This window comes from Streptomyces sp. NPDC045678, from assembly GCF_056432085.1.
The window spans coordinates 223,036-248,615 of record NZ_JBWKJS010000001.1; the positions used below are offsets into that span (position 1 = coordinate 223,036).

Annotated in this window: 26 protein-coding genes; 19 read left to right on the forward strand and 7 right to left on the reverse strand. The window is 70.4% G+C overall.

The window, feature by feature from the left end:
* Positions 1-5: 5 nt before the first annotated feature.
* A complete protein-coding gene (locus AC07DO_RS00955; RefSeq protein ID WP_479056140.1) occupies positions 6-770 on the forward strand; it encodes a protein NO VEIN domain-containing protein in 765 nt (254 codons plus the stop codon).
* Positions 771-824: 54 nt separating this feature from the next.
* On the opposite strand, the gene AC07DO_RS00960 is transcribed toward AC07DO_RS00955, so the two are convergent.
* Both AC07DO_RS00960 and AC07DO_RS00965 read right to left on the reverse strand, forming a co-directional pair.
* Entirely contained in the window at positions 825-2,831 is a 2,007-nt protein-coding gene (locus tag AC07DO_RS00960) for a GmrSD restriction endonuclease domain-containing protein (protein ID WP_479056141.1), read from the reverse strand.
* A 273-nt stretch (positions 2,832-3,104) separates the two neighbouring features.
* Entirely contained in the window at positions 3,105-4,139 is a 1,035-nt protein-coding gene (locus AC07DO_RS00965; RefSeq protein WP_479056142.1) for a hypothetical protein, read from the reverse strand.
* A gap of 138 nt (positions 4,140-4,277) precedes the next feature.
* Between AC07DO_RS00965 and AC07DO_RS00970 the strand changes: the two genes are divergently transcribed.
* From AC07DO_RS00970 to AC07DO_RS00980, 3 genes are read left to right on the forward strand one after another with little or no spacing between them, the layout of a single operon-like run.
* Positions 4,278-5,135, forward strand: coding sequence for a class E sortase (locus AC07DO_RS00970; protein WP_479056143.1), 858 nt, complete (start codon positions 4,278-4,280; stop codon positions 5,133-5,135).
* Between the two features lie 47 nt (positions 5,136-5,182).
* Positions 5,183-5,404 carry a DUF3311 domain-containing protein gene (locus AC07DO_RS00975; RefSeq protein WP_479056144.1) on the forward strand — a complete coding sequence of 74 codons (222 nt, stop codon included), beginning with the start codon at positions 5,183-5,185 and terminating at the stop codon, positions 5,402-5,404.
* The gene (locus AC07DO_RS00980; RefSeq protein ID WP_479056146.1) at positions 5,401-6,933 is read left to right on the forward strand and encodes a sodium:solute symporter family protein; all 1,533 of its coding nucleotides are present in this window, start codon (positions 5,401-5,403) and stop codon (positions 6,931-6,933) included. Before AC07DO_RS00975 ends, AC07DO_RS00980 begins: the two co-directional genes overlap by 4 nt.
* Here the strand turns inward: AC07DO_RS00980 and AC07DO_RS00985 are convergent.
* On the reverse strand, positions 6,896-8,386 hold the full coding sequence (locus AC07DO_RS00985; RefSeq protein WP_479056147.1) for an MFS transporter: 1,491 nt from the start codon (positions 8,384-8,386) through the stop codon (positions 6,896-6,898). The two genes, AC07DO_RS00980 and AC07DO_RS00985, sit on opposite strands and share 38 nt — an antisense overlap.
* A gap of 106 nt (positions 8,387-8,492) precedes the next feature.
* On the opposite strand from AC07DO_RS00985, the gene AC07DO_RS00990 reads away from it, so the two are divergent.
* From AC07DO_RS00990 to AC07DO_RS01020, 7 genes are all read left to right on the forward strand, one after another.
* Positions 8,493-9,023 (forward strand): winged helix-turn-helix transcriptional regulator, encoded by a 531-nt coding sequence (locus AC07DO_RS00990; RefSeq protein WP_479056148.1) that lies wholly within the window; start codon positions 8,493-8,495, stop codon positions 9,021-9,023.
* A gap of 88 nt (positions 9,024-9,111) precedes the next feature.
* On the forward strand, positions 9,112-9,453 hold the full coding sequence (locus AC07DO_RS00995; RefSeq protein ID WP_479056149.1) for a DUF6412 domain-containing protein: 342 nt from the start codon (positions 9,112-9,114) through the stop codon (positions 9,451-9,453).
* 127 nt (positions 9,454-9,580) lie between these two features.
* Positions 9,581-10,342, forward strand: a complete 762-nt coding sequence (locus tag AC07DO_RS01000) for a YidC/Oxa1 family membrane protein insertase (RefSeq protein ID WP_479056151.1) — start codon at positions 9,581-9,583, stop codon at positions 10,340-10,342.
* A 113-nt stretch (positions 10,343-10,455) separates the two neighbouring features.
* Positions 10,456-11,313, forward strand: coding sequence for a fumarylacetoacetate hydrolase family protein (locus AC07DO_RS01005; protein WP_479056152.1), 858 nt, complete (start codon positions 10,456-10,458; stop codon positions 11,311-11,313).
* Positions 11,314-11,513: 200 nt separating this feature from the next.
* A complete protein-coding gene (locus tag AC07DO_RS01010) occupies positions 11,514-11,978 on the forward strand; it encodes a hypothetical protein (RefSeq protein ID WP_479056153.1) in 465 nt (154 codons plus the stop codon).
* A 133-nt stretch (positions 11,979-12,111) separates the two neighbouring features.
* The gene (locus tag AC07DO_RS01015) at positions 12,112-12,939 is read left to right on the forward strand and encodes a serine protease family protein (protein WP_479056154.1); all 828 of its coding nucleotides are present in this window, start codon (positions 12,112-12,114) and stop codon (positions 12,937-12,939) included.
* A 43-nt stretch (positions 12,940-12,982) separates the two neighbouring features.
* A complete protein-coding gene (locus tag AC07DO_RS01020; protein WP_479056155.1) occupies positions 12,983-14,698 on the forward strand; it encodes a hypothetical protein in 1,716 nt (571 codons plus the stop codon).
* Between the two features lie 6 nt (positions 14,699-14,704).
* On the opposite strand, the gene AC07DO_RS01025 is transcribed toward AC07DO_RS01020, so the two are convergent.
* The 4 genes from AC07DO_RS01025 to AC07DO_RS01040 all read right to left on the reverse strand — a co-directional run bounded on the left by AC07DO_RS01025 (position 14,705) and on the right by AC07DO_RS01040 (position 17,720).
* Positions 14,705-15,148, reverse strand: a complete 444-nt coding sequence (locus AC07DO_RS01025) for a nucleotide triphosphate diphosphatase NUDT15 (protein WP_479056156.1) — start codon at positions 15,146-15,148, stop codon at positions 14,705-14,707.
* 10 nt (positions 15,149-15,158) lie between these two features.
* Complete coding sequence (locus tag AC07DO_RS01030) at positions 15,159-16,031, reverse strand: radical SAM protein (protein ID WP_479056157.1); 873 nt, start codon at positions 16,029-16,031, stop codon at positions 15,159-15,161.
* A 103-nt stretch (positions 16,032-16,134) separates the two neighbouring features.
* Positions 16,135-16,620, reverse strand: a complete 486-nt coding sequence (locus tag AC07DO_RS01035) for a heme-degrading domain-containing protein (protein WP_479056158.1) — start codon at positions 16,618-16,620, stop codon at positions 16,135-16,137.
* Positions 16,617-17,720, reverse strand: a complete 1,104-nt coding sequence (locus AC07DO_RS01040) for a Gfo/Idh/MocA family protein (protein WP_479056159.1) — start codon at positions 17,718-17,720, stop codon at positions 16,617-16,619. The genes AC07DO_RS01035 and AC07DO_RS01040 overlap by 4 nt, the downstream gene beginning before the upstream one ends.
* Positions 17,721-17,776: 56 nt before the next feature.
* On the opposite strand from AC07DO_RS01040, the gene AC07DO_RS01045 reads away from it, so the two are divergent.
* The 8 genes from AC07DO_RS01045 to AC07DO_RS01080 all read left to right on the forward strand — a co-directional run bounded on the left by AC07DO_RS01045 (position 17,777) and on the right by AC07DO_RS01080 (position 25,560).
* Positions 17,777-18,982: an ROK family transcriptional regulator gene (locus AC07DO_RS01045; RefSeq protein WP_479056161.1), complete on the forward strand. Its 1,206-nt coding sequence runs from the start codon at positions 17,777-17,779 to the stop codon at positions 18,980-18,982.
* 132 nt (positions 18,983-19,114) lie between these two features.
* The gene (locus tag AC07DO_RS01050; RefSeq protein ID WP_479056162.1) at positions 19,115-19,897 is read left to right on the forward strand and encodes a hypothetical protein; all 783 of its coding nucleotides are present in this window, start codon (positions 19,115-19,117) and stop codon (positions 19,895-19,897) included.
* Between the two features lie 122 nt (positions 19,898-20,019).
* Positions 20,020-20,799, forward strand: coding sequence for a GntR family transcriptional regulator (locus tag AC07DO_RS01055; protein WP_479056163.1), 780 nt, complete (start codon positions 20,020-20,022; stop codon positions 20,797-20,799).
* Positions 20,800-20,934: 135 nt separating this feature from the next.
* Complete coding sequence (locus AC07DO_RS01060; protein ID WP_479056164.1) at positions 20,935-22,059, forward strand: TIGR03364 family FAD-dependent oxidoreductase; 1,125 nt, start codon at positions 20,935-20,937, stop codon at positions 22,057-22,059.
* A gap of 5 nt (positions 22,060-22,064) precedes the next feature.
* Complete coding sequence (locus AC07DO_RS01065) at positions 22,065-22,769, forward strand: HAD family hydrolase (RefSeq protein ID WP_479056165.1); 705 nt, start codon at positions 22,065-22,067, stop codon at positions 22,767-22,769.
* Positions 22,769-23,821 (forward strand): ABC transporter ATP-binding protein, encoded by a 1,053-nt coding sequence (locus tag AC07DO_RS01070; protein WP_479056167.1) that lies wholly within the window; start codon positions 22,769-22,771, stop codon positions 23,819-23,821. The genes AC07DO_RS01065 and AC07DO_RS01070 overlap by 1 nt, the downstream gene beginning before the upstream one ends.
* Complete coding sequence (locus AC07DO_RS01075) at positions 23,814-24,776, forward strand: 2-aminoethylphosphonate ABC transporter permease subunit (protein ID WP_479056169.1); 963 nt, start codon at positions 23,814-23,816, stop codon at positions 24,774-24,776. Before AC07DO_RS01070 ends, AC07DO_RS01075 begins: the two co-directional genes overlap by 8 nt.
* On the forward strand, positions 24,763-25,560 hold the full coding sequence (locus AC07DO_RS01080; protein WP_479056170.1) for an ABC transporter permease: 798 nt from the start codon (positions 24,763-24,765) through the stop codon (positions 25,558-25,560). Before AC07DO_RS01075 ends, AC07DO_RS01080 begins: the two co-directional genes overlap by 14 nt.
* The last annotated feature ends 20 nt before the right edge of the window (positions 25,561-25,580 follow it).

Below are 25,580 nucleotides of genomic sequence, written 5' to 3' on the forward strand. Positions count from 1 at the left end.
GTTCGGTGTTCACTACCCACCCGGAGTACAGCGACATCACTCCAACACAGTACGAGGCGGCTTATAACTGGCTCAGGAAGAACGGGATGCTCGACGATGTGCGTAACCCGAGGCCTGTCCACGACCGTGTCTTCAGACTTGCTGTTTCGGAGAGTGGCCCTCCATGGTTCGCAGATGCCGATCTGCTGATCCGGGACCCTGGAGAGCTCCCCCAGGACGCTTTGATGGCCGCCAAAGCACTGGAGCTCACTGCCGACGAAGCTTTCGCTCATATCCAGTCTGTGTGGGGAAAGGTGGACACTGCACGCCGCGAGCAGATCGGACTGGCTGGCGAGCTGGCTCTTGTTGAGCTGCTTACAGCTGAGGTGCCTGCGCGGATAGAGCACGTTGCAGCGCATTCCGATGGGTATGGATATGACATCGCCGTGCACGCGAATAAGGCCTCAGCGCACATAGAAACCAAGGCCACGACGCGACGCGGTCGACTCACTCTGTACTTGTCACGGAACGAGTACGAGACGATGCGCCGGGACCCGGCGTGGCAACTCGTCGCGGTGCGCCTGACCGCTGACCTGGCGCTGATGTCCGTCGCAACCGTTCCAAAAGAGTGGATCGTTGCTCAGGTCCCCGCTGACCCGGGCCTGTGCGGGCGCTGGGAGTCCTGTCGGCTTGAAGTGCCTCCAGAGGTCCCGGAGAAGGGGATCCCGGCGCTCCTTCCGCTGTTCGCGGGTGCCGCCCCTGCAGAGATCGCTGGGACTGCTGCTGGCTGACGCTCGCGCGTGGTTCTGTGTACGTCCATTCGCGCGCAGAACCACGCGCGCAGCCTATGCGCTGTGTCGTCCGATATCTGTCAGGAGGAGCTCATCGAGGTCCCCCGACCACTGGCTCTCTTGCACCTCATGGTTACTAGCAGTGGGCTGGGCATCCTCGAACACCGCCTTCAGGGACGCACGCCATTGGTCAATGGTGCCGCGTACCCTGAACGGTCCGATGGGCAACGTCACGCCGTCCTCGTCGGTCTGCAACGGGGAAGATTCTCCGGCGATGGTGACGTCACTGTCGATCCCACTAGCCGCCGTGTCGAGAGCTGCCTCAAGTTCGGCGACGTGGATTTTTCCGGTCCACGACCGCTTATTGAGTACGGCTTGCGCCACGAGATCGGTGCCGTGGTCCGCGGTGTACGCGACGAGCGTGAGTGACCGTTGGACCTCCGGGCGGGGTCGCTCGTTGGTCTGCCCGGTCAGGAAGGCCGGCCGAAACTGATTAAGAAGCCCTGTGATGCGTCCAGCGAGCAGCATCCGGCGAGCGGCCAGAAACTGACTGTATCCGGATGCCTCAAGGACTCTTGGATCGGTGGGAATGGCGTGCGCGGTCAGATCGCTCGCGGCGACTTGCTGTATGTACGCAGCCGGGGAGCGCCTACCGATGATGTTCTTCGCAGTCCGTTCCGAGACGAAGACGATGTTCGCAAGTTCGTTGATATCTGCGGCCGAGTACTTGTTCTGGTGGCTTCGAAGCGTCTGTGCAGGGTGAATGTTGCTGTACTCGGGCTTGTCGGAACCTTCTGCGGTGGCAGAAATCGGGCCGCCATCCCACCAGTCGTGCGCGTCTGCATGAGCGGCTGCAAGGTAGCAGAAGAGGAAGTACGGGCTCGATTGGTTACGGCCGACGAGGTCGCGAGCCGTCACCACGAGACCGCTCCCGTCGATACCCACGTTGGCCAGCAACGAACGGACCGGATCTTCGGTGTCGAGCGCCTTCACGTCTCGAGTGAGGGAACTGTCTGTTGCTCCGCCGTAACGGTTACGTGCTGTGGCAGCCATGAACCAGTACAGCAGGCCGTCTTCTATCTCAGGGGCAATGCGCGCTCCCTTCGGTTCGCGGCCTAGAAAAACAATGAGCGGGTGCAAGGCACTGATCGACGGAATAAGCGCGGTAGTGGGGACGAGCAGTCGGTCCTTGAGTAGCGAGACGACCCGCTCCAGTCCTCGCCGCACTCGCTCCCACGCCTCCGCTACCGACTCACGGCTCGCGGTTGTCAGCCTTGAGACGGACGAGGTGCGCTTGCCGGATATGGACAAGCTGAGGGTGATCGCCTTGATGAGGAAGTTGACATCAATGGCTCGGTACCCGAGCTCGGCCCAATGAGCCGACTCCTCCTCCAACTGCCGTAGGAATCCGGGGGATCGGGCGGACAGCGTCGCCATGGCGAGGTCGGTGGTCTTGAGTGCCCGGCCTCCGCTGTTGACGCGGACGAAGATCTGCGTCACTTCTTCGTATTCGAACTCGTGAAGGACCTCCATGTGGAAGTCCCTCTCGGTGATTCTCTCAAGTGCCTTGAGCCGCTGCCTGATCTCGGCGTCGCTGATAGTGAGACCGGCTGACTGCAGCTCGCTGTACAGAGCGAAGGTGTCCGCGTCGGGCCGCACAACGTCGTAGACCCTGACCCACTTCTTGTTGCGGCGGGTGGCCGCACTCTGATTCTGGAATGCTTCCGTCTCGATGTTGAACACGATCTGCGCGTCAGCGTGGTCAGTGAGCACGCGGTACAGGGAGGTAAGACGCTGTTGGCCGTCGAGCAAGTACAGGGGCATCACACTCGGGAGCGGCTGGCTGGAGCCGATCGCCGCCGCGCGGGTCTCAGGGGGCTCGTCGGTCTTCCACAGCAGAAGTGATCCCGCTGGATAGCCTCGGTACAGGGACTCGACTAGCTTCGCTATTTGTGTGGCCTTCCAGACGTAACCGCGCTGGATCTCAGGGAGCATGATCTCCCCTGCGGAAATCTGCGCGATGAGGGTCTTGACGTCCCTGTTGGTGCGCTCTACTGCCATGCTGTGGTGTCTCCCCGGCCTTTGCCTCACGGGCCTGACTAGGTGCCCGCTGTTCACAGAGATGAGGTGCGACGCCCTGGCTCATGTGAATGTGCTGACAACGCCGTCCCAAGGGTCAGCGTATGCCCCCGGCATAGGGGAGTCTGAGGAAACCGTCGGTATGACTGATTTTCTGCTCGACAACGAAAGCTGTGTTGGGCGCTGGGCGGGTTCGTCGGACTGCTTGCGTAGCGGCGGTGGCTATTGATCGCCGCCGTCTGTGAAGGAAAGTCCCTACCGCAGACCGTGGCACCCCTCATAAGCCACCCCCGACCCACACCAACAATTCCCATCCCGCTCCGGCGGCCAAGCCACCGCCCGCCCCCGGGCCGCCAGCGTCGTCGCGTACTGGGGGAGGAGTGAGGGGTCCTCCGGGGAGGATGCCTCGGAGGCGGCGAAGGCCTCGTAGGAGGGGACCGTTCCCGTGACGATTCCCAGGTTCGGGGTGCCGGAGGCGGAGAGTTCGCGGAGGGAGGACTCTATGGTCGACAGGTGGGTCTCGTGGGACGGGTACTCCGAGGTCAGGGACGGGTACGCCGTCAGGAGTTCCGTCAGCTCCGGTGCGGGCCAGTGGAGTACCGCCACCGGGAAGGGGCGGGAGAGGGCCTCCCTGTAGGAGCCCAACTCCGCCTGGATTCGCGTGATCTCCGCGCGGAGTTCCGCCGGGTTCTCCGAACCCAGCGACCAGATCCGCTTCGGGTCGTGCAGTTCGTCCAGGGGGACCGGGGAGGACGAGACGTGGTCCGCCAGCGCGTCCCAGTCGTCGTGGTCCGCGCCCAGGAGGCGGCGTACGCGGTGGCGGCCGAAGAGGATGGGGTGCGTGGCGTACGGGGGCTCCGTCGTCGTCGCGGGGATCAGCAGCGTCGCCGCCTCCGTGAACGTCGCGTGCGCCTGCTCCAGCTCGTCGTGGGATTCGAGGGACTCCGCCACGATCACCCACGGTGCGGGCTCCCGCGGAGACGCCGCGCGGACGCCGTCGATGATCGCCCTCGCCTCCGCCTCGTGCCCGTACTCCCACAGGTTCGACGCCTTCAGGGCGCGGATGAGGAGCGGGGAGGACGGCGGGTGGGGGGCCGAGGGGGAGAGGAGGTTGTCGTAGAGCGTCGTCGCGCGGTCTCGGGCGCCGGCCAGTTCGAGGTGGGCCGCGGCCTGGAGGAGGAGCTGTTCGGCGTCCTCCGGGTACAGGTCGGCCGTGCGTTCCAGGCGCGCGGCTTCGGCGATGTGGTCGGCGTCGACGTCAGCGGCAGCAGCAGGCTTCTCGGGGCGCATACGGGACACGGTACTGCCGAGTGGGCCTTTGGCAGGAGGGTCGGTACCGTCCCTGCCCCCGGTCCGGCCATGGCGCGCCATGGATTCTTGCGGGCGCGGCGCCTATCCTCCGGGCGGCCGTCGGGCAGAGGAGGCGTCGTGCGTCGTCGTGCAGCGGTGGTGCCGGTCGTTCAGCAGGGGCGCCGCCCGGCCCCCCGCCCCCTCGGCGTGCGCGTGCTGTGGCACGGCGCCGAAGTCGCCGTCACCCTCGGGGCCGTGCTGCTCCTCCTCGTCGTCCATCAGCTGTGGTGGACCAACCGGGAGGCCCGCGCCGCCGCCGAGCGCAAGGTCGAGGCCCTTGAGGAGGAGTGGGGGCGGGGGGACGGAACCGGAAGGTCCGGGGGTGGGGGCGGGGGTGAGGGGGCCTCCCGTGCGGGGGGTCCGTCGGCAGGCGTTACGGAGGCGGACGGCTCCGGTGGGCGTGAACCCGGACGCGAACCCGGGCGTGAGCGAGGGCGTGACCACTCGCGTGAAACCGGCGTTGCCGGGACACCCCCGCCCCGCTGGGACCAGGCCTACGCCATCCTCCGCGTCCCGCGCATCGGCATCCGCGTCCCCGTCGCCGAGGGCGTCAGCAAAGGGGGTGTGCTCGACAAGGGGTACGTCGGGCACTATCCCCGTACCGCCCAGCCCGGCCAGGGCGGCAACTTCGCCCTCGCCGGGCACCGCAACACCCACGGCGAGCCCTTCCGCCACATCGACCGGCTGCGGGACGGGGACGAGGTGCGCGTCGAGACCAGGGAGGCCGTGTACACGTACGTCGTCGACAAGGCGTTGGCGCGGACCTCCGCCCACGACGGGGGCGTCATACGTGACGTGCCGCGCAGCGACGTGCGGAAGGAGTACGGGTACAGCCGGGCCGGGTACTACATCACGCTCACCACCTGTACCCCCGAGTACACCTCCACGTACCGGCTCGTCGTGTGGGGGAAGCTGCGGGCCATGCGGCCCAGGTAGTACGGACGCGGCCCAGGTAGTACGGACGTAGCCGTTAAGGTCGGGCCGTGATCGCTCGACGTCCCCATCTCCTCTGGCTGCTCGGCCCCTTCGTGCTGTATCTCGGCGCGCTGCCGTTCGCCAACCGCGTGCGGCCCGTCGTCCTCGGGCTGCCCTTTCTCTTCTTCTGGCTGCTGTGCGCGACCGTACTCACGCCGCTCTGCGTGTGGATGGCCCACAGAGGGGACCGCAAGAACAAGAAGGACAAGAAGACGGAGCGTGCTTCATGAGTGACGGAGCCGTCGCCACCACCGTCTTCGCCGTCTTCATGGTCGGCACCGTCGCCCTCGGCCTCGCCGCCGTCCGCGGGCGCGGCAAGCAGGGCGGGATCGCCGAGTGGTCCGTGGGCGGGCGCAGCCTCGGTGCCGTCTTCATCTGGGTGCTGATGGCGGGGGAGGGGTACACCAGCTTCAGTTACCTGGGGGCCGCTGGGTGGGGATACAACTACGGGGCGCCCGTTCTCTACGTCGTCGCCTACATGTCCTGCGGGTATGCGGTGGGGTACGTCGTCGGGCCCATGCTCTGGGCCTACGCCCGGCGGCACGGGCTCGTCAGCATCTCCGACATGGTCGCCCACCGGTACGGTCGGCCCTGGCTCGGTGCCGGAGTCGCGCTGCTCGTCACCGTCTTCCTGCTGCCGTACATCCAGTTGCAGATCACCGGCATGGGCGTGGTCGTGTCGACGATCTCGTACGGCGCCATCAGCCTCAACTGGGCCTACTTCATCGGCTTCGCCGTCACGACCGGGTTCGTGGTCGTCAGCGGGCTGCGCGGCAGCGCCTGGGTGTCCGTACTCAAGGACGTGCTGGTCGTCGGGACGCTCGCCTTCCTCGCCGTCTACGTACCCCAGCACTACTTCGACGGGTACGGGGCGTTCCTCGACCGGATCGTCGACGAGAAGAGTGACTGGCTGACGCTGCCGGGCAGCGGAGGCAGCGCCTACGGAGAGGCGTGGTTCGCGACGACGTCGCTGCTCAACGCGGTCACAGTCGTCATCTTTCCGACCACCGTCGCGGGGTACCTCGGTGCGCGCAGCGCGGACGGGCTGCGGCGCAACGCCATCTGGCTGCCCGCCTACAACGTGCTGCTCTTCGTTCCGATGCTGCTGGGCATGGCCGCGCTCTTCGTCGTGCCGGGGCTCGTCGGCGCCGAGTCCAATCTCGCCCTCTTCAAGCTCGTGGTCGACTCGCTGCCCGCGTGGGCCGTCGGCGTCATCGGTGTCGCGGCCGCGCTCTCCTCCATCGTGCCGATGGCCGTGTTCATGCTGGTCATCGGGACGATGTGGGGCAGCAGCGTGCTGTCGCTGCTGCCCCGCTGGCGCAGCCCGCAGCGGCAGAAGCTCGCCTCGCAGGCGGTGGTCGTCGTCGCGGGAGCCCTCGCGCTCGCGATGACGTACGGGGTGCCCAACACGCTCGTACGGCTCTCGCTCATCTCGTACGAAGGGATGGCGCAGCTCGTACCGATGCTGCTCCTGGGGCTTGTGTGGCGGAAGTTGAGCCTGGTGGGCGCGTTGAGCGGGCTGGCCGTGGGCGTCGGGATCGTGTGCGCGCTCGTCTTCAGCGACCACGACCCCGTCTTCGGGGTCAACGCGGGGATCGTCGCGCTCGCCGTGAATCTGGCGGTCGCGCTCGTGGTGTCGTACGTCGGGCCGGCCGAGCGGGAGGACGGGCGGCCGAACGAGGACGTCCTCGCGAGCGATCCGCTGGAGGAGATGGAGGACGTCAGTCCCGGCGCCGCTCCCGCAGCAGGAGCACCGTGACCGTCGCGAGCACCGCGAGGCCGGCCGAGACCGTCATCGCGAGGTTCGCGCCGTGCGCGAGATCGTCCGTCGAGGTCGACACCGCGATCATCAGGGCGACGCCCGCGGCCGAACCGACGTAGCGCGCCGTGTTGTTGGCGCCCGAGCCCATCGCGGCGCGTTCGGCCGGCACGGACTCGACCGAGAGCAGCGGGAGTGCCGCGTTCAGGAGGCCGCTGCCCGCGCCGGAGACGAGGAGGCCGGGCAGCAGCCGGGTCCAGGAGCCCGAAGAGGCCGCGCCCAGCATCGTCACGGCGGCGACGGCGTGCAGGGCGAAGCCGACGGCCAATTGGTGGCGGGCCGAGACCCGGCCCGCGAGCCGCCTGGCCTGCAGCGCCGCCACGAAGGACGTGCCCGACCAGATCACGAGCAGCCAGGCCGTGCTCATGACGGAGAGGCCCAGCGTGTGCTGGAGCAGCGTCGGCAGATAGCTGAACAGACCGATCACGGAGAACCCCGTGAACAGGGCGCCCGTCGTCGAGGCCAGGAACAGCGGGCGGCGCAGCAGGGCGAGGTCGAGCATCGGGGTCCGGACGCGGCGTTCCACCGCCACGAACGCGGCGAGCAGCACGGCGGCCCCGACCAGGAGCGCCGCCACGGGCGCGCGCAGCCAGCCGTCCCGCCCGAGGGTGAGCGCGGCCACCAGCGCCGTCAGGGCCAGGCCGAGGGTGGCCGCGCCCGCCAGGTCCGGGCGGCCGCGTTGCGCGGCGCGGGACTCGGTCAGCGCGCGCGGGGCCAGGGCGGCGACCGCGAGGGCGGCGGCGCCGAGGACGGCGTACGCCCAGCGCCAGCCGTCCGGGCCCGCTCCCGTCAGGGCCCCCGCGACCGGCGGGCCCGCCGCGATGCCGCCGCTCACGAACGCGCCCCAGACGCCGGTCGCCCTGATCCGCGCGGCGCCCGCGGGGAACGCGTGCACGAGCAGGCCGAGGCTGCTCGCGAGGATGGCCGCGCTCGCCGCGCCCTGGGCCAGGCGGGCCAGTGTGAACAGCCAGGTCGACCCGGCGAGCGCGGAGAGCACGGTGGTGATGCCGAGCGCGACCGTGCCGGAGAGGAAGATCCGCCGCCGGCCGTAGTCGTCGGCGAGGCTTCCCGCGACCAGGAGCACCGCTGCGAGGCCGAGCGGTGTGCCGTTGAGCAGCCAGGCCTGGGCGGAGAGCGGGGTGTGCAGGGCGGCGGCCGTGTCGGGGAGCGTGATCATCGGCGCCGTGTACGTCATGAGGGTCACGGCCGTGGCGGAGCTGGTGACGGCGAGGGTGGCGCGGGCGTGTGGGGTGCCGGACGGGGGCGTGGGGGCGTTCGGTGCGGGGGCGCCCGGTGCGGGGGTGGCCGGTGCCGGGGCGGCCGGTGCCGGAGTGGTCGGTGCCGGAGTGGTCGGCGCCGGGGCGGTGGAGGCGCGGTCGAGGCGGGGGGACATGGCGGAGCCCTTCGAGGTTCAGTCATTGAACTCGGTGAGTGCGACGACCGTAACATTCGGAGTTCGTTCACTGAACCTCGTACGGGAAAACGGTTAGAGTGGGGTCATGGCTCTCGGCAAGGACTACGCCGCGCAGGAGTGCGCGATGGCCCGCGCACTGGAGGTGGTCGGCGAGCGCTGGACGCTGCTCATCGTCCGTGACGCCCTCTACGGAGTGCGGCGGTACAACGACTTCCTCGTCCACCTCGGCATCCCGCGCGCCGTCCTCGCCGCCCGCCTGCAGGCGCTCGTCGCCGCGGGCGTCCTCGACAAACGGCCGTGTCCCGAGGCGCCGAGGCGGCACGAGTACGTGGTGACGGAGCGCGGCGAGGCCCTGTGGCCGGTGCTCCGCTCGCTCGGGGCATGGGGGCGCGACCACATCTCCGGCACCAAGCCGCCGCGTTACTTCCGGCACGCGGCGTGCGGCACCGAGCTGGGCGCCGGGGGCGACTGCCCCGCCTGTGGCGGCCTCGTCCCCGTCAGGGACGTCGAGATGGTGCCGGGGCCTGGACTCGACCCGGAACCCACCGATCCGGTCAGCCGGGCCCTCGCGGGGCCCCGCAGGCTCCTGCAGCCGGTCGAAGTCGATCCTGTATAACGGCAGTACGACAGCAGTACGACAACAGTGTGCGAGTGCCGGTACGAAGGACTCGCGCGAGTGCGACGAGGATGAGAGGGGGACGGCGATGCGCGACGTGATCCGCAGCCGGAAGAGCTGCTGGCGCGACTGCAAGACCGCCGCACGCCCCGCCCTGCTCCTGCTCTTCCTCCTCGTCGAAGTCGTCCTCGTCGACACCGGAAGCCTCGCCTCCGCCGTCGCGCTCGCCGCGACCGCCGCCGCGGGCTCCGCGCTCGCCGTCTGCTCCGTGATCGCCGCGCGCTGCGCACCCGCCGTGCCCCGCACCAGAGTGCGCACGGCCATCCGCGACCGCGAGATGCGTACGGCCTTCCTGCCGCAACGCGACCCCGACGCCCGGGGCCGCAGGCGCCCCCGAGCACCCGGCCGTCTCCTCCTGACGGCCGCGTAGGGGAACACGCTCAGCACACACCCAGCTTTCCTGGATCCCCTCGCGGGTCGTCATGCCGACGCGACGGCAGCCCTCGCTGACCGTCGCCCTCTCTCCCGGCACGACGAGACCCCAGGAGGGCTCCTCCATGTCCGCTTTCATGTCCCTGTTCGCCGAGCTGGTCGGGCACATCGCCGACCTGCTCGACCCGCTCTTCCACGCCTCCGCGACCGCCGCCGCGATCGTGCTCTTCACCGCCTGCGTACGGCTCCTCGTCCACCCGCTCTCGCGCGCCGCGGCCCGCGGGCAGAAGGCGCGCGCCAAGCTCAACCCGCAGATCGCGGAGTTGCGCAAGAAGCACGGCAAGAACCCCGAGAAGCTGCAGAAGGCCGTCCTCGAACTGCACCGCAAGGAGCAGGTGTCGCCGCTCTCCGGGTGCCTGCCCAGCCTCTTCCAGCTGCCGGCGTTCTTCCTGCTCTACCACCTCTTCTCCAGCTCCAGCATCGGCGGCGACGCCAACACGCTCCTCGACCACACCCTCTTCGCCGCGCCGCTCGGTGGCCGGTGGACGGACGCGCTGGCCGACGGCGGGGTCTTCGGCGCGCAGGGGCTCGTCTACGTCGGACTGTTCCTGCTCGTCGCGGCCGTCGCCACGTTCAACTACCGGCGCACCAGGGCGCAGATGGCGAACAACCCGCTGCCCCAGAGCGGTGACCAGCAGGTGCCCGGCATGGGCGCGATCGCGAAGGTGATGCCGCTGATGTCGTTCATGACTCTGTTCACGGTGGCCGTGGTGCCGCTGGCGGCCGCGCTGTACGTGGTGACCAGTACGACGTGGAGCGCGGTCGAACGAGCCGTGCTGTACCGGGACATGCCGGACACCGCGGGGGTTCTGGCTACCGCCGGGTAACGGTCCAGTACGTGAACGGGGTATTGCGGAGCGGACGGCGAGCTTGGACGATCGACCAAACCTCCGATGGCCGCAACCCATCGGCCGGGCTGCCGAAGGAATGGAGTCTGACCATGAAGCTGCTGCGAGTCGGTACGTCAGGCGCGGAGCGCCCCGCGCTCCTCGACGCCGAGGGAACCCTCAGGGACCTGTCGGGGGTGGTCGCCGACATCGACGGCAGCGTGCTCGCCGACGCGGCCGCGCTCGACCGGATCAGGGCCGCCGCCGACGCCGGTGACCTGCCCGCACTCGATGGGACAGGACTGCGCGTCGGCCCGCCGGTCGGGCGGGTGGGCAAGGTCGTGTGCATCGGCCTGAACTACTACGACCACGCCCGCGAGACGGGCGCCGAGCCGCCCGCCGAGCCCGTCGTCTTCTTCAAGGCGGCGGACACGGTGGTCGGCCCCGACGACACCGTCCTGGTGCCGCGCCGCTCCGTGAAGACGGACTGGGAGGTCGAGCTCGCCGTGGTCATCGGACGTACGGCGCGCTACCTGGAGTCGGCCGAGGAGGCACTCGCGCACGTCGCGGGGTACGCGGTGGCGCACGACGTGTCCGAGCGGGAGTTCCAGATCGAGCGGGGCGGCACCTGGGACAAGGGCAAGAACTGCGAGACGTTCAACCCGCTGGGCCCCTGGCTCGTCACCGCGGACGAGATCGCCGACCCGCAGGCCCTGTCCCTCAAGCTCTGGGTCAACGGCGAGCTGAAGCAGGACGGCACGACCGCCGACCAGATCTTCCCGGTCGCGGAAGTGGTGCGTTACGTAAGCCAGTTCATGACCCTCTACCCCGGCGACGTGATCAACACGGGGACGCCGGCGGGCGTGGCGATGGGCCGGCCGGAGCCGAAGCCGTACCTGCGGGCCGGTGACGTGGTGGAGCTGGAGATCGAGGGGCTGGGGCGGCAGCGGCAGGAGTTGAAGGACGCGTAGCCCGCCCCGAACGCGGTCCCCCGGCGTTCCCGGTTCAGCCGGGGGCGCCGGCGCGCCATGATGACGCCATGGGACTGACTCCGGCCGTAGCGGCACTCACCGGTACGGCGTTCGGCGCCCTGGCCACGTTCTCTAGCGCGTGGCTCATCCAGCGGGCCACGACCAGACGCGAGCACGAGAACCGCGTGTGGGACCGGCGTATGGCCGTCTACGACGAAGTCATGATCGCTGTCAGACGGATGGCGGACCTCAGGGAGACGGTCCGCCGAACCGGCACGTTCCCCGAGCGCCGCCCCGGCGAGACGGCCCCCGCCGACGACATGTCCCCGCTCCTCGCCCGCCTCGAGATCTACGGCAGCGACGCCCTACTCGCCGCCTGCAAGCGCGCCTTCGCGGCCCGGCGGCGATGGAAACTGGCCTGGGGGACGTGGCACACCCAGCAGGACAACAACCCGCGGATCAGCGACAACGACCCGTACTGGGTCGAGTTCAAAAAGACCGTGAAAAAATCAAGGAAAGCGGATCACTGTCTTCTCGCGCTGCTGCGGGCTGAGATTCATCCCGAGCGGATCTCGATGAGGCAGGAGTGGCTGAGGCAGCTGGCGCGGCTGAAGAGAATGAGGATGACCGAACCTCGGAGAGCACGCCGGATCTCACCCGACTGACACCGCATCTTTCGTCGGCTGAATATTCCCTTAGATGTGCCACGGGCCCATTCCCGGGCAACCAATTCTGGTTACCATGGCGTCTTCGGGCGAAATCGGGGGTTCGCTCAGGGTCCGGACGGGGGGCTGGCCCGTGGTGTACGACGAACATTTCATCGAGATCTTCCGCAGCGGCTGCCGCCAGGGTGCCGAATGCCGCCGAGGGGTCGACTGCGGGCAGGGCGAAGGGCTCGGGCAGGGCGACAGCTGCCGGCGCGGTTCGGGCGTGCGCCTCACTCGGGAGTTCGCCCTCACCGCCGCGCACTGCCTCAAGGACCGCGAGCTCAAGGGCCTCGACCCCGTCATGCTCCGGCTCTCCGACGGGAAGCAGGCCATGGGGAAGGTGCACGACCACGATCGCCGCTCGGACCTCGCGCTCCTGAACCTCACCTTCGACGAGGGCGAGGACGTCCGGCTCCCCAGGGTCTGCTTCGACGACGCCCGGCAGGGCGAGGAGTGGACGGCGACGCACCAGCCGCCCGACACCGACGACGTGCTGACCGGCAGCGTGGCCGACGTCTCGTACGAGTACGGGGACCCGGAGAAGGGCGTGAACATCTGTGCTCTGCGGCTCAACTGTCACGTGAGCATGGACGATTACACGAAGTTCGCCGGCAGCCCGGTGGAGCGCGACAACCCGTACCGCCCGACGGCGGTGCTGGGCCTCATCGTCAGGCGGCGCTCGGGCACGGTGGCGGACACGGTCTTCGCCGGCACGATCCGGGAGGCGGTCAGGCAGTTCGACCGGTTCCGGTTCCGGATCGAGGATCTGGCGAGGGACCAGTGGCCCCTCTCCGTCAGGCCGTACTCGGTGGAGGCGACCGAGACGGAACAGAAGCTGCGGATCAATGCCGCCGTGGCCGAGGCCCTGAAGAAGGCGGGGCAGGACTCCGTGGTGACAGTGCACTGGATGCGCCGCTGACCCAGCACACCGGCAAGGGGCCGGCGACCTCCCGGGAGGGACCATGACGACGACGCAGTACCTGGACGACGCCATAGCCGTCGCCGAAGAGATGCTCCTCGAAGAGATGTATGCGACGCCCCCAGGCCCACGCCCACGGGACAGGAGCCGCCTCGCGGCCTACGTGAAGCACGTCCGCAGGCCCGACCCCGGCGACACATACCAGCAGTTACGGGCCGAACAGCTCATTCACCTCGCCAAGCTTCTGAGCGCCCTCGGGATGAAGACCCTGTCCCTTTCCATGGCCGACATGACGCTGCGGCACATGGAGACCATGGAGGCGGACCGAGAGGTGTACGCGGCGTCCGTCTGGAACGAGTTGGGGGCGCTGCTCGCCGAACACGGCGAGCTCGAGCGGTCACGACTCGTCCTGTGCCGCGCGCTGAGCAGGGCCGAACGCGGCAGTCGCGTACCCGAGCGGGGCCGGATCCTGGCCAACCTGGGAGCCGTCAGCCTGCGCAGGGGAGACCTGGGAGACGCCGGGTTCTGGGCCGACAAGGCGCTGGAGGAGATGGAAACGTGGCCGGGCGACGATCCCGACGCACGCCTGACGGCGGACCTGGTGCGACTCGAGCTCGCCAGGGGTGCGGACGACCGCGACCCGGACCGCATCGGCGACACCCTGCGGAAGTTCGACCGGTCCGCGGAGCACTCCATCGCGCTCAAGGGCGGTGACCATCCGGCGGCCATCGCCGCGCGGCGCGCGCTGGCCACGGCGAAGTTCGAGGCGGCCGCGGCCACCCACGACGTGGAACTCAGCGAACGGCAGCTGAGCGAACTGGAGATCGTGCGGCTGAACGCGTCGGCGTTCCTCGGGGCGACCCACCGCGAGACGATCGTGGCCCAGGCGGCGCTCGCCGTCGCGGAGTTCGAGGCGGCGCGCGGCGGATCGGGCAGTCCGGCGCGGAGGCAGCGGGCGGTTTCGCTGCTCGAATCGGCCGAGGGGATGGCCGTGGAGTCCCTCGGCAGGGAGCATGCGCAGACCCTGGCGATACGTGAGGCGCTGGCGCATCTGCGGGCCGCGACGGTGCAGGCGGACGGTCTCCCGTACCGCATCGACCGCACCTACACGCCGCAGGAGAACGACATCCGCAACACCGCGAAGAAGAAGGCGATCGAAGCGGAGCGGAACGTGATCATGCTGACGGCGCACGCGGGTGCCTCTTATTTCCTGGCCGACTTGGACATTTTCTACTGGCAGATACATCGGGCCCTGGAGCGGGGCACTTACTTCCATGTGATTCTGAGCAGTCCCTGGAACAATCTCGCGATCTTCATGCAGCACGGGGCGGAATCGGAACCGGTGAGTCACCAGAACATCGTGGACCGGGTGCGGGCCAGCACGTATTACCAGGAGACGTTCCTGCCGGTGATCGAGTCGTACAAAGATCTACGCCGCCGATTCCCCGATCACATCGAACTGAAGCTGACCCCCACCGACATTTCGGGGTCGACGCTGCTCACCTCGGAGGCGGGCTTCTTCGAGCCGTACATCACCATGAATCCGCTGCAGCGCACCCGCAGGGGCCTGAGCGTCTTCGAGCACCAGTTCCTCAAGGACAGCAAGTACTACGAGGACAGCCTGGCGGCGTTCCGCACGCAATGGGAACTGACCAGCACCTGGGAGCAGTTCGGCATGCACGAGGAGAAGCACATGGAAAGGCTGCGCGCGCTGATGACGACGCAGTCCGACGACCAGTGGTGCAAGACCACGGAGTGAGGGACGTCAGGCGACCAGGGGCAGATGCAGGGCGCCGTCCCTGACGCTCATCAGAATGCCCTCCGACCCGACGAAGAGCGGCTCGGGCAGGCCGTCCAGGGGCCAGAACTGCCAGCGCAGGCAGCGGTCGGGTTCGCGCAGGCGGATGACACCCGCGTAGTCGAGGACTTCGACGCCGACCTGCATGTGGTGGTTGGCCGCCGGGTCGGGATCGGTGAGGCAGGCGACGCGCAGGTCGAGGGCGTCGATACCGGTCTCCTCGGCGAGCTCCCTGCGAGCGGCCTGTTGCAGGGTCTCGCCCAGTTCGAGGTGGCCGCCGGGCAGGCCCCAGGAGCCCGCGCCGAAGCAGTTGGTCCGCAGACCGAGCAGGATGTCGCCGGCCGCGCCACCCGCGCCCCTGCCGTCGCGGCGGACGATTGCCTGCACACCCACACGTACGTGCGCCGTCATCGGGAGCTCCTCACTGGTCCGGGTAGGTGCCGGCGAAGTTCTCGACGTTCCTGGCAGGAGTGATCAGTTCGGCGGGCCGGAGCATGTCGTCCGCCAGCTTTTCGAAAAGGTTCCCAATTCTGCGTTCCTCACCCTCCTCGACGACGACGATCCCGCAGTCCGGGTCGATGAAGAAGTAGCTCCCGGTACGGGTGGAGTTCCTGTACACCCGCAGGGGTACGTCGCGCTGCCGTGCGGCTTCCTCGCACGCGCTCACGACGTCCTCGAACTCCTCGTCGCCGAGGGCGAGCCAGTCCCTGTTGTCCGCGCCGTAGTTGGTCTCGGACATCTGGTAGACCTTCCAGACGTCCGGCAGGGACGCGTCCTCGATCAGGTCAAGGACCCGCGGGGCGCCCTCGACGTTGAGCCGGGTGACGACGGTGCCCAGCTTCACCCGGACGTGCTCGTGGTTCGTGCGCACCTCACCGAGCAGGTGGAGTACCCGGTCGCGGTGCGGCGCGGGGCTGCCGCTGCGGAGGAGACCGTGCTCCTTTGGATTCGCGGACTCCAGGGGCAGGGCGATCCAGGAGAGGTGGGGCAGAACGCGGTCCATGGCCTTCTGGGGTGCGAGGCCGTTGGTGCTGAGGACGACGCGGGGGGTGGGCCGCCCGTCGTCGAAGGGCTTGCGCAACGCCCCTACGAGGTCGGGAAGGTAGGGGAGCAGAGTCGGTTCACCACCGGAGATGACGACACCCTGCACCCCGCCGTCCCGCAGGACGTCGACCACGTTCCGAGCTGTGTCCCATGACATGGAAGGGACCTCGTGACGCGGTCCGAAACAGAAGGGGCAGCTGAGATTGCAGCGGCCGATGGGGCGTAGATCCACGAATGCGGGCAGCTGCATGCTACGGAATTAAGGACCCTATGGAGGCAGTAGAGAAATCCATAGGGCCGCTTTCAGTCGTTCCGGTGGTTTAGTTCACTCGATGCGCTGAACTAATGGCCGTTCAGGTTGCGAGAAACCCCTCCAGTGCCTCCACCACCAACGCATGGTCCTTCACCTGCGGCAGTCCCGACACCACCACCGCGCCGATCACCCCCGCGCCCTCGACCGCGAGGGGGAACGCGCCGCCGTGGGCCGCGTACGCGTCGGGGTCGAGGCGGGAGGCGTCCTCGAAGGTCGTGCCCTTGGCACGGAAGCGGGAGCCGACCAGGAGGGAGGAGCAGCCGTAGCGTTCCACGACGCGGCGTTTGCGGGTGATCCAGGCGTCGTTGTCCGGGGTCGAGCCGGGAAGTGCCGCGTGGAAGAGCTGCTGGCCGCCGCGGTGGATGTCGATCGCGACGGGGGCGTCGCGCTCGCGGGCCAACTCCACGAGGCGCGTGCCGAGGGCCCACGCGTCGTCGTACGTGAAGTGGGGCAGGACCAAGCGGCGTTCCTGGGCCTCCAGCTCGTCGATGGAGGGGGCGTTCGCGGGAGCGGGAGGAGTGCTCACAGCGTCACCGTCACACCGTCGCGGGCCGAGCGGCGCGCCGCTTCCAGGACGTCGAGGGCCGCGGTCGCCTCGTGCGCGGAGACGGGGTTCCCGCCCTCGCCGCGCAGAGCCGCGGCCACCGCCGCGTAGTACGCGGGGTAGTCGCCCGGCAGGGTCGGCGTGGGGCGGCCGCCGCCGGTCAGCGGGGACTCGCCGGAGCCGACCCGGCCCCACATCGACTCCGCCTCCACGCCCCACGGGGTCCCGGTGGCCGGTCGCTTGCCGTCGCGCAGGGCGGCCTCCTGCGGGTCGAGGCCGTACTTCACGTAGCCCGCCTCGGAGCCGAGGACGCGGAAGCGCGGGCCGAGCTGGGCCGTCGTCGCGCTGACGTACAGGTGCGAGCGGACGCCGTTCGCGTGGGTGACGGCGATGAACGTGTCGTCGTCGGCCTCCGCGCCGGGGCGGCGGACGTCCGACTCGGCGTACACGCTCACCGCGGGGCCGAACAGGACGAGGGCCTGGTCCACGACGTGGCTCCCCAGGTCGTAGAGGAGGCCGCCGATCTCCTCCGGGTCGCCGGACTCGCGCCAGCCGCCCTTCGGCCGCGGCCGCCACCGCTCGAAGCGGGACTCGAAGCGCCACACGTCGCCGAGCTCACCGTCGTCGAGCAGCTTGCGCAGCGTACGGAAGTCGTTGTCCCAGCGGCGGTTCTGGAAGACGGAGAGGAGCAGTCCGCGCTCGTCGGCGAGGGCGGCGAGCTCGCGCGCCTCGGCGGCCGTGCCGGCGATCGGCTTGTCCACGACGGCGGGCAGGCCGGCCTTGAGGGCGGCGGTCGCGAGGGAGACGTGGGTCTTGTTGGGGGAGGCGATGACGATCAGGTCGAGCTCGTCCGCCCGGCCCCACAGCTCGTCGGCGGAGGCCGCGCAGCGCAGGTCGTCGCCAAACTCGGCGCGGGCCTGTGCCTGCCGCTCGGGGTTCGACGTCACGACCGTGTCGAGGACGAGGCCCTCGGTGGCGGCGATCAGCGGGGCGTGGAAGACGGAGCCCGCGAGGCCGTATCCGACGAGGCCGACGCGGAGCGGGGAGCCCGGGGAGGGGCGCGTGGAGCCTGTACCAGTCATGCTCTCCACTTAAGCAACGGTGTTGCCAAAGTGCAAGCGGACGGGACAATGGGGGCGTGAAGTCGTACGTGCACAGCGAAAACATTCGCAGGGAGAACTCCGGCGTGAACCTGCCGGCGCTGCGCGGGCACAACGCGGCGCTCGTGCTCGATCTGCTGCGCGCCGCGGGCGAGACGGGCATCAGCCGTCTGGAGCTCGCCGAGCGCACGGGGCTCACGCCGCAGGCGGTCAGCAAGATCACGGCGCGGCTGCGGGCGGAGGGCCTCGCGGCGGAGGCGGGGCGCCGGGCGTCGACGGGCGGCAAGCCCCGCACGGTGCTGCGCCTCGTGCCCGGCGCGGGTCACGCGGTCGGCCTCCACCTGGACCGGGACGAGCTGACGGCCGTCCTCGTCGACCTGACCGGCACGGTCGTCGCCGAACGCCGCGCCCCGCTCGCCTTTGGCGCGGGGGCGCGGGCGGTGGTGGAGGTGGCGGCGGGGGAGGTGCGGGAGCTGCTGGACGCCGGTGGGGACGGGGGTGTGGTTGCGGTTTCCGGGGTCGGGGTCGCGCTGCCCGGGCCGCTCGACCACGCGGAGGGGGTGCTGCACCGGGTCACCGGGTTCCCGGAGTGGGACGGGTTCCCGTTGCGGGACGCGCTGTCGGAACGACTCGGGCTGCCGGTCACGGTCGACAAGGACACGAACGCCGCGGCGCTCGGCCTCGCTCTCGCGGGGGCCGCGGACTCCTTCGCTTACGTCCATCTGGGTACGGGGCTCGGTGCCGGTCTCGTGCTCGGCGGGGTCGTCCACCGTGGGGCGCGTACCGGAGCGGGGGAATTCGGGCACCAGGTGCTGCAGTTGGACGGGCCGCGCTGCGAGTGCGGGGACCGGGGGTGCGTCGAGGCGCTCTGCCTCGCCGCGGTCGCGCGGGGCGAGTTCGCGGAGGCGGCGCGGGTGCTCGGCACGGCTGCGGGCAACCTCGTCGGGCTGCTCGACATCGACCGTGTGCTGCTCGGGGGGCGGACGGTGTTCGCGGCGGAGGATCTCTTCGTACGTGGGGTGGGGGCGGTCGTCGCCGAACGCGTCCGGCGCGGGGGCGGGGGCGGGGCGGTCCCCGTTCCGGTACCGGTGAGTCTCGCCCCGGGAGGGGAGCGGGCGGTGGCGGAGGGCGCGGCCCAGCTCGTCCTCGCGCCCGTGTTCGGCCGCGCGGACGTGGCGTTCCCCGCCCGCCGCGGTGGCCGGGGCCCGGCGCAACCGGCTGAGCGGGGCATCTCGCCTGATTGAGGGGACTCCGGCGGGCCGATCGGGCCTATCGGGCGGTGGCGGGGCGGTCAGGGCGGGGCGGCGTGACAGGGTCTCAGCCCACGGCAACCAGCCTTCCGCCCCGCTCCGGCACCCGCTCAGCAAAGGTCCCGCATGCGCTTCCGCGATTCCTTCGTCCCCGTCGTCACCGCCACGGTCGTCGCCCTGGCGTCCGCCGCCGCTGCCGCGGTGCCCGACGTGGCCGCCGAGGGTGGGGCGAGGGGCAGCGGCGGGGCAGCCGTCCCCCGCGCCGCCGACCACCCCACCTGCACCTCCGCGGACGCCGTCGCGTTCCCCCTCGTGACCCGCATCCATCCGGGGCCCGGCGCCTACGAGCCCGACGGCGAGCCGCGGGAGTGGACGCTCGACCTCACCAATTCCACCGACGAGACGTGCGGGAACATCCACCCCATCCTCGTCCTCGTCGACCGCGAGCGGACGTTGAGGCCCCGGCACGTGCGGGTGGAGTTCGGCGACGGGACGCGGCAGCGGGACGTGCGCTTCCAGAAGACCGGGGTAGGGGAGAACATCGGCGTTTTCGGCGACGGCGACGGGTTTCCCGGGTTCACCGTCGGGCCCGGCCGTACCGTCACCGTCAAGGTCCGCCTCTCCTTCGCCCCCGACGCCGGGACCAACCACGTAGTGGCGTCCGCCGCGCTCGTCCAGCGCAGGGACGACGACGGCGACTGGGTCGGCGCCTCCAACGACTACCCCTTCGACATCACCCCCGAAGGCACGGTCGTCCCCTCGGCGGCCCCCTCCGCCGGGCGGCTCCAGGAGCTCGCCGAGACGGGGACCGGTACCCCGCTGGGCATGGGCATCACCGCGGGCGCCGCCCTCCTCGGCCTCGGCGCCCTCGCCGTGGGGGCACGGCGCCTGCGCGCCGGCAGGCGCTGAGCCGAGGTGCGTGCGTCGCCCCGGCGCCCCCGACTTCCCCACGCCCCAACTTCCCCGCCCCCAACTCCCCCCGCCACCCCGCGTTCACCCACCCGTTCACGTACGTCTGCGAACATCCCCGGGTGGAGAACTTCACCCCCGACCCCCCCGCCCACCTGCTCACGCAACTGCCCGGCGCGCCCATCCGCTCCGGCATTCCGGAGCACGGGCGCATCCCGAAGTACTACGCCGTGAAGGCCAGGATCGCGGGGCTCGTCGAGGAGTTGGGGGACGGGCAGCCGCTGCCCACGGAGCGCGATCTCGCCGAGCGGTACGAAGTGGCGCGGGAGACCGTGCGGCAGGCGTTGCGCGAACTGCTCCTGGAGGGGCGGCTCCGCAGGCAGGGGCGCGGCACCGTCGTGGCGGGCCCCAAGCTGGAGCAGCCGCTGTCGCTCGCGAGCTACACGGAAGGCGTGCGGAGGCAAGGGCGTACGCCCGGACGTCATCTCATCTCCCTCGACCGTTTCCCCTGCCCCGCCCCCCTCGCCGCCGAGATCGGCGCCGAACCCGGCGAGCCCGTCTGGCACATGGAGCGCGTGCTGCTCGCCGACGACGAGCGGGTCGGCCTGGAGAGCACCTACGTCGCCGTCGCCCGCGTACCCCGCCTCGACGTCGACTTCGAACCGGACTCCTCCTTCTACGCGTACCTGCGCGACCGCCTCGGCATCTCCTTCGGCGACGCCGACGAGAGGATCGAAACGGTCCTCGCGACCCCCCGTGAGGCTCTTCTCATCGGGACTCCGCCCGCGCTCCCCATGCTGCTGATCCACCGGCTCTCCCGGGACACGGAGAGCCGGCCGCTCGAACGCGTACGCACCCTCTACCGCGGGGACCGGTTCTCCTTCACCACCCGCCTCGGCTGAACCCTCCACACACCGAGCACAACGCTCATATTGTCACGGATGCATAACGGGTCTAGTCCAAGCTTGGGTGGGCGTTCACCGTCCCGTTGCCGGCCCGCCCCGCCCGGGTCACCGATCCCCAGCAGCGTTGCCGCCGTGAGAGTCATCGTCGTAGGAGCCGGCGTGGTGGGAACCATGCACGCCTGGCACGCACTGGACCGCGGCCACGAGGTCGTACAGATCGAGCGGGAGAGCGAGGCCCGGGGCGCGTCGCTGCGCAACTTCGGGCAGATATGGGTGAGCGGCCGGGCGGGTGGCGAAGAGCTCGACACCGCCCTGCGCGCCCGCGAACTGTGGGAGGGCATCGGCGCCCGCGTCCCGGGCCTCGGCTTCCGGGCCAACGGCTCCCTCACCCTCGTCCGCAACGACCGCGAGCACGCCGTCGCCGAGGCGGCCCTCGCCCGCCCGGACGCGGCCGCCCGCGGGTACAAGCTGCTCACCGCCGACGAGGCGCGGGCCCTCAACCCGGCCCTGCGCGGCGAGTTCAGCGGCGCCCTGTGGTGCGAGCGGGACGCGGCCGTCGAGCCCCGCACCGCCCAACTGAGGCTTCGGGAAGCGCTGTTGGCGTCACCCCGCTACACCTTCCTGCCCGGCCGCGAAGTCCGCGACGTCGTCGGCGAGAGCGCCGTGCGCGACGACCACGGCGACGTGCACAGCGGCGACGTCGTCGTCCTCGCCACCGGCGCCTGGCTCGGCGGACTCGTCCGGGAGCTCGCGGGGCCCGACCTGCCCGTGCGTCGCGTACGGCTGCAGATGATGCAGACCGAGCCCCTCGGTGAGCGGCTCACCACCTCCGTCGCCGACGCGGACAGCTTCCGCTACTACCCGGCGTACCGGTCGGACGCCCTCGACGCGCTCAACGCCGGGCAGGCGCAGACGCCGACCGCCGCCGCGCACAAGATGCAGCTGCTCATGGTGCAGCGCGAGGACGGCGGCCTGACCATCGGCGACACCCACGAGTACGAGCACCCCTTCGCCTTCGACACCGTCGAGGACCCCTACGACCACCTCACCGAGGTCGTCGAGGGCTTCCTCGGCCGCCCGCTGCCGAAGATCGGGCGGCGCTGGGCCGGGGTGTACGCGCAGTGCGTCGACACGAGCCGTGTCGTGCACCGGCAGCAGGTGCGCGACGGCGTGTGGCTGGTCACCGGGCCCGGCGGGCGCGGCATGACCTGCTCGCCCGCCATCGCCGAGCGGACCGCCGACGAACTGGGATGGTGAGAGAGTTGAAGGACACCACGGACGGCAGCCGCATCGGGCTCGTTGTGCTCGACATGGCCGGCACCACCGTCGCCGACGGAGGCCTCGTCGAGCAGGCCTTCGCCGCCGCCGCGCGCGAACTCGGCGTCGAACCCGACTCGGCCGACCACGCCGCGAAACTGGAGTACGTCCGCGCCACCATGGGCGAGTCCAAGATCTCCGTCTTCCGGCACCTGTTCGGCGAGGAGAAGCTCGCGCGGCAGGCGAACGTCGCCTTCGAGAAGGCGTACGGGATGCTCGTCGACGGCGGCCGCATCGCACCCGTCCCCGGGGCGCGCGAGGCCATCGAGGAGCTCGCGGACGACGGCCGCACCGTCGTCCTCACCACCGGGTTCGCCCGCGTCACCCAGGACGCCATCCTCGACGCGCTCGGGTGGCGGAACCTGGTCGGCCTCACCCTGTGCCCCGCCGACGCGGGCGGCCGCGGACGCCCCTACCCGGACATGGTGCTCGCCGCCTTCCTGCGGACCGGCGCCGTGGACGGCGTGCGGGACGTCGCCGTCGCGGGCGACACGGCCTACGACATGCTCAGCGGCGTACGCTCCGGCGCCTCCGTCGTCGCGGGCGTGCTCACCGGCGCCCACGACGGTGCCGCGCTGCGCGAGGCCGGTGCGACCCACGTGCTCGGCTCCGTCGCCGAACTGCCCGCCGTGCTCCGGGAAGTCGGCTGATGGGCAGCGGCATCCGCTTCGACGGGGTCTCCGTCGCGTACGGCGGGAACACCGTCCTCGACTCCCTCGACCTGACCGTGGAGCCCGGCGAGGTCATGGCCCTGCTCGGGCCCTCCGGCTCCGGCAAGACCACCGCGCTGCGGGCCGTCGCGGGGTTCGTACGGCCCGTGTCCGGGCGGGTCTTCCTCGGGGAGCGCGACGTCACGGACCTGCCGCCGCACCGGCGGGGCATCGGCATGGTCGTCCAGCAGTACGCGCTCTTTCCGCACCTGCGGGTCGAGGACAACGTGGCCTTCGGGCTGAAGGCGCAGAAGGTGGCGAAGGGAGAGATCCCCGGGCGGGTCGCCGAGGCGCTCGACACGACCGGCATGGCCGCGTACGCCAAGCGGTACCCGCGCGAGCTCTCCGGCGGCCAGCAGCAGCGCGTCGCCATCGCGCGGGCCCTCGCCATCCGGCCGGACGTCCTCCTGCTCGACGAGCCGCTGTCCGCGCTCGACGCGCAGCTGCGGTCGGGAATGCTGGGCGAACTCGCCCGGCTGCACCGCGAGTTGCCGGACGTGTCGATGCTGTACGTCACCCACGACCAGGTCGAGGCGCTCACCCTCGCCGACCGCATCGCCGTCATGGACCGGGCACGGCTTCGAGACTGCGGGACGCCCCAGGAGCTGTACCGGGCGCCGCGTACGGAGTTCACCGCGTCGTTCGTCGGCAACGCGAACCTCCTCGGGGTGACCGTGGGAGCGAACGGGGTGTTCCTCGGCGACGCCGAGCTGAAGGTCGACACGGGGGGCGTGGCCGCCGGGGTGACGGCCACGCTCTGCGTGCGGCCTCACCTGGTCGGCCTCGGGGAGGGGCCGAACGCCCTCACCGGGCGGGTCACCGAGGTCCAATGGCGGGGCGCCACGCATCGGTTGTACGTCGATGTCGCGGGCGAGCGGGTCAAGGCGGACCTCCGGGAACTCCGCGATCCGCCCGCTCCCGGGTCCTCGGTGACCCTGCACTTCGCGCCCGAGGACGCGGTGCTCCTTGCCGGAGGGGTGACCGATGAGTAGTCCCACTGAGCGCCACGGTTCGAATGCCCCGGCACCGGGGGCTGTGCCCGCCCGTTCCGCCCCGGCGGAACGCACGCCCACAGCGGTTGCGGCCAACACCGGGGCGGCGACGCCCCCAGCGGGTGCGACGTCCCGCACGCTGCCCGCCTTCGTCTGGGCCCTGCCCCCCGTCGCCCTCCTCGCCCTCTTCTTCCTCTACCCGCTCTTCCTCGTCGTCAAGGAGTCCGTGCGGCCCGACACCGGCGGGACCTCCCTCCAGCCCTACTCCGACGTCTTCGTCTCCGAGGCGTTCCGGGAGGCGCTCGGGACCACCGTGTGGCTGGCGGCCGGGGCCACCGTCGGGTGTCTCGTGCTCGGGTTCGCGCTCGCGCTGGTCATCGCCTTCGTGCCGTTCCCCGGCGGGAAGGCCGTCGCCAGGTTCATCGACGTCTTCCTCTCCTTCCCGTCCTTCCTGATCACGCTCGCCCTCCTCTTCGTCTACGGGACGAAGGGCATGGCCAACGGCGTGTGGACGGACGCGACCGGCGCCGCCGAGGGGCCGTTCCAGTTCCTGACCACGCCGTGGGGCGTGCTGCTCGCGGAGATCACGTACTTCACGTCCTTCGTGATGCGGCCCCTGCTCGCCGCGTTCTCACAGATCGACACCGCGCAGATCGAGGTCGCCTCCAGTCTCGGTGCCCGGCCCGGCCGCATCGTGCGCCGCGTCATCCTGCCCGAGGCGCTGCCCGCGCTCGCCGCCGGCGGCAGCCTCGTCCTCGTCATGTGCCTGAACGAGTTCGGGATCGTCCTCTTCACGGGGGCGAAAGGCGTCACGACGCTCCCGATGCTCGTGTACAGCAAGGCGATCCTCGAGTCGGACTACCCGGCGGCCTGCGTCGTCGCCGTCGTCAACATCGCGATTTCCGTGGGCCTCTACGGCCTGTACCGGGTGGTGAGCCGTCGTGTTGGTGCATAGCCGCAAGGGGAAGTGGGCCACCTGGGCACTCTTCTTCGTCCTGTTCCTCCCGCTGTTCGCGCTGCCCCTGCTCGTGATCCTCGTGGCGTCGTTCTCCGAGCACTGGTCCGGCGCCTTCCCGTCCGGGTTCACCGGCGAGCACTACGCGTCGGCGACGCGCGGCGAGTCACTGCGGGCCCTCACCACCAGCCTGGTCACCGCCGTCGCCGCCAGCCTGCTCGCGCTCGCCGTGGGATCCTGGGCCGCGCTCGCCGCCGCCTCCCTGAAGCGGGGCGGCAAGAGGTTCGTGGACGCCCTGTTCGTGCTGCCCGTCGCCGTGCCGTCCGTGGTCGTCGGGCTCGCCGTCCTCGTCGCGTTCTCCAAGCCGCCGATGATCCTCAACGGCACGCGGTGGATCGTGATCCTCGCCCACGCCCTCCTCGTCACGGCCTTCGCCCACCAGTCGGTCTCGGCCGCCGTCGCGCGCCTCGACCCGGCGTACGAACAGGCCGCCGCGTCGCTCGGCGCCCGGCCCTCGTACGTCCTGTGGAAGGTGAAACTGCCCCTCCTGCTGCCGTCCCTGAACGCGGCGGCGGGGCTCTGCTTCGCGCTGTCCATGGGGGAGTTGAGCGCCACGATGATGCTTTACCCGCCGGACTGGATGCCGCTGCCCGTGCGGATCTACGCCGCCACCGACCGTGGCTCCACCTTCACCGGCGCCGCCGTCGCGGTGGTCCTGATGGCGGCCACACTCCTCGTCCTCCTGGCCGTCTCCCGCATCCGGACCCGCGCCTCCTACCGCTGAACTCGCCGAACCCGCCCCGT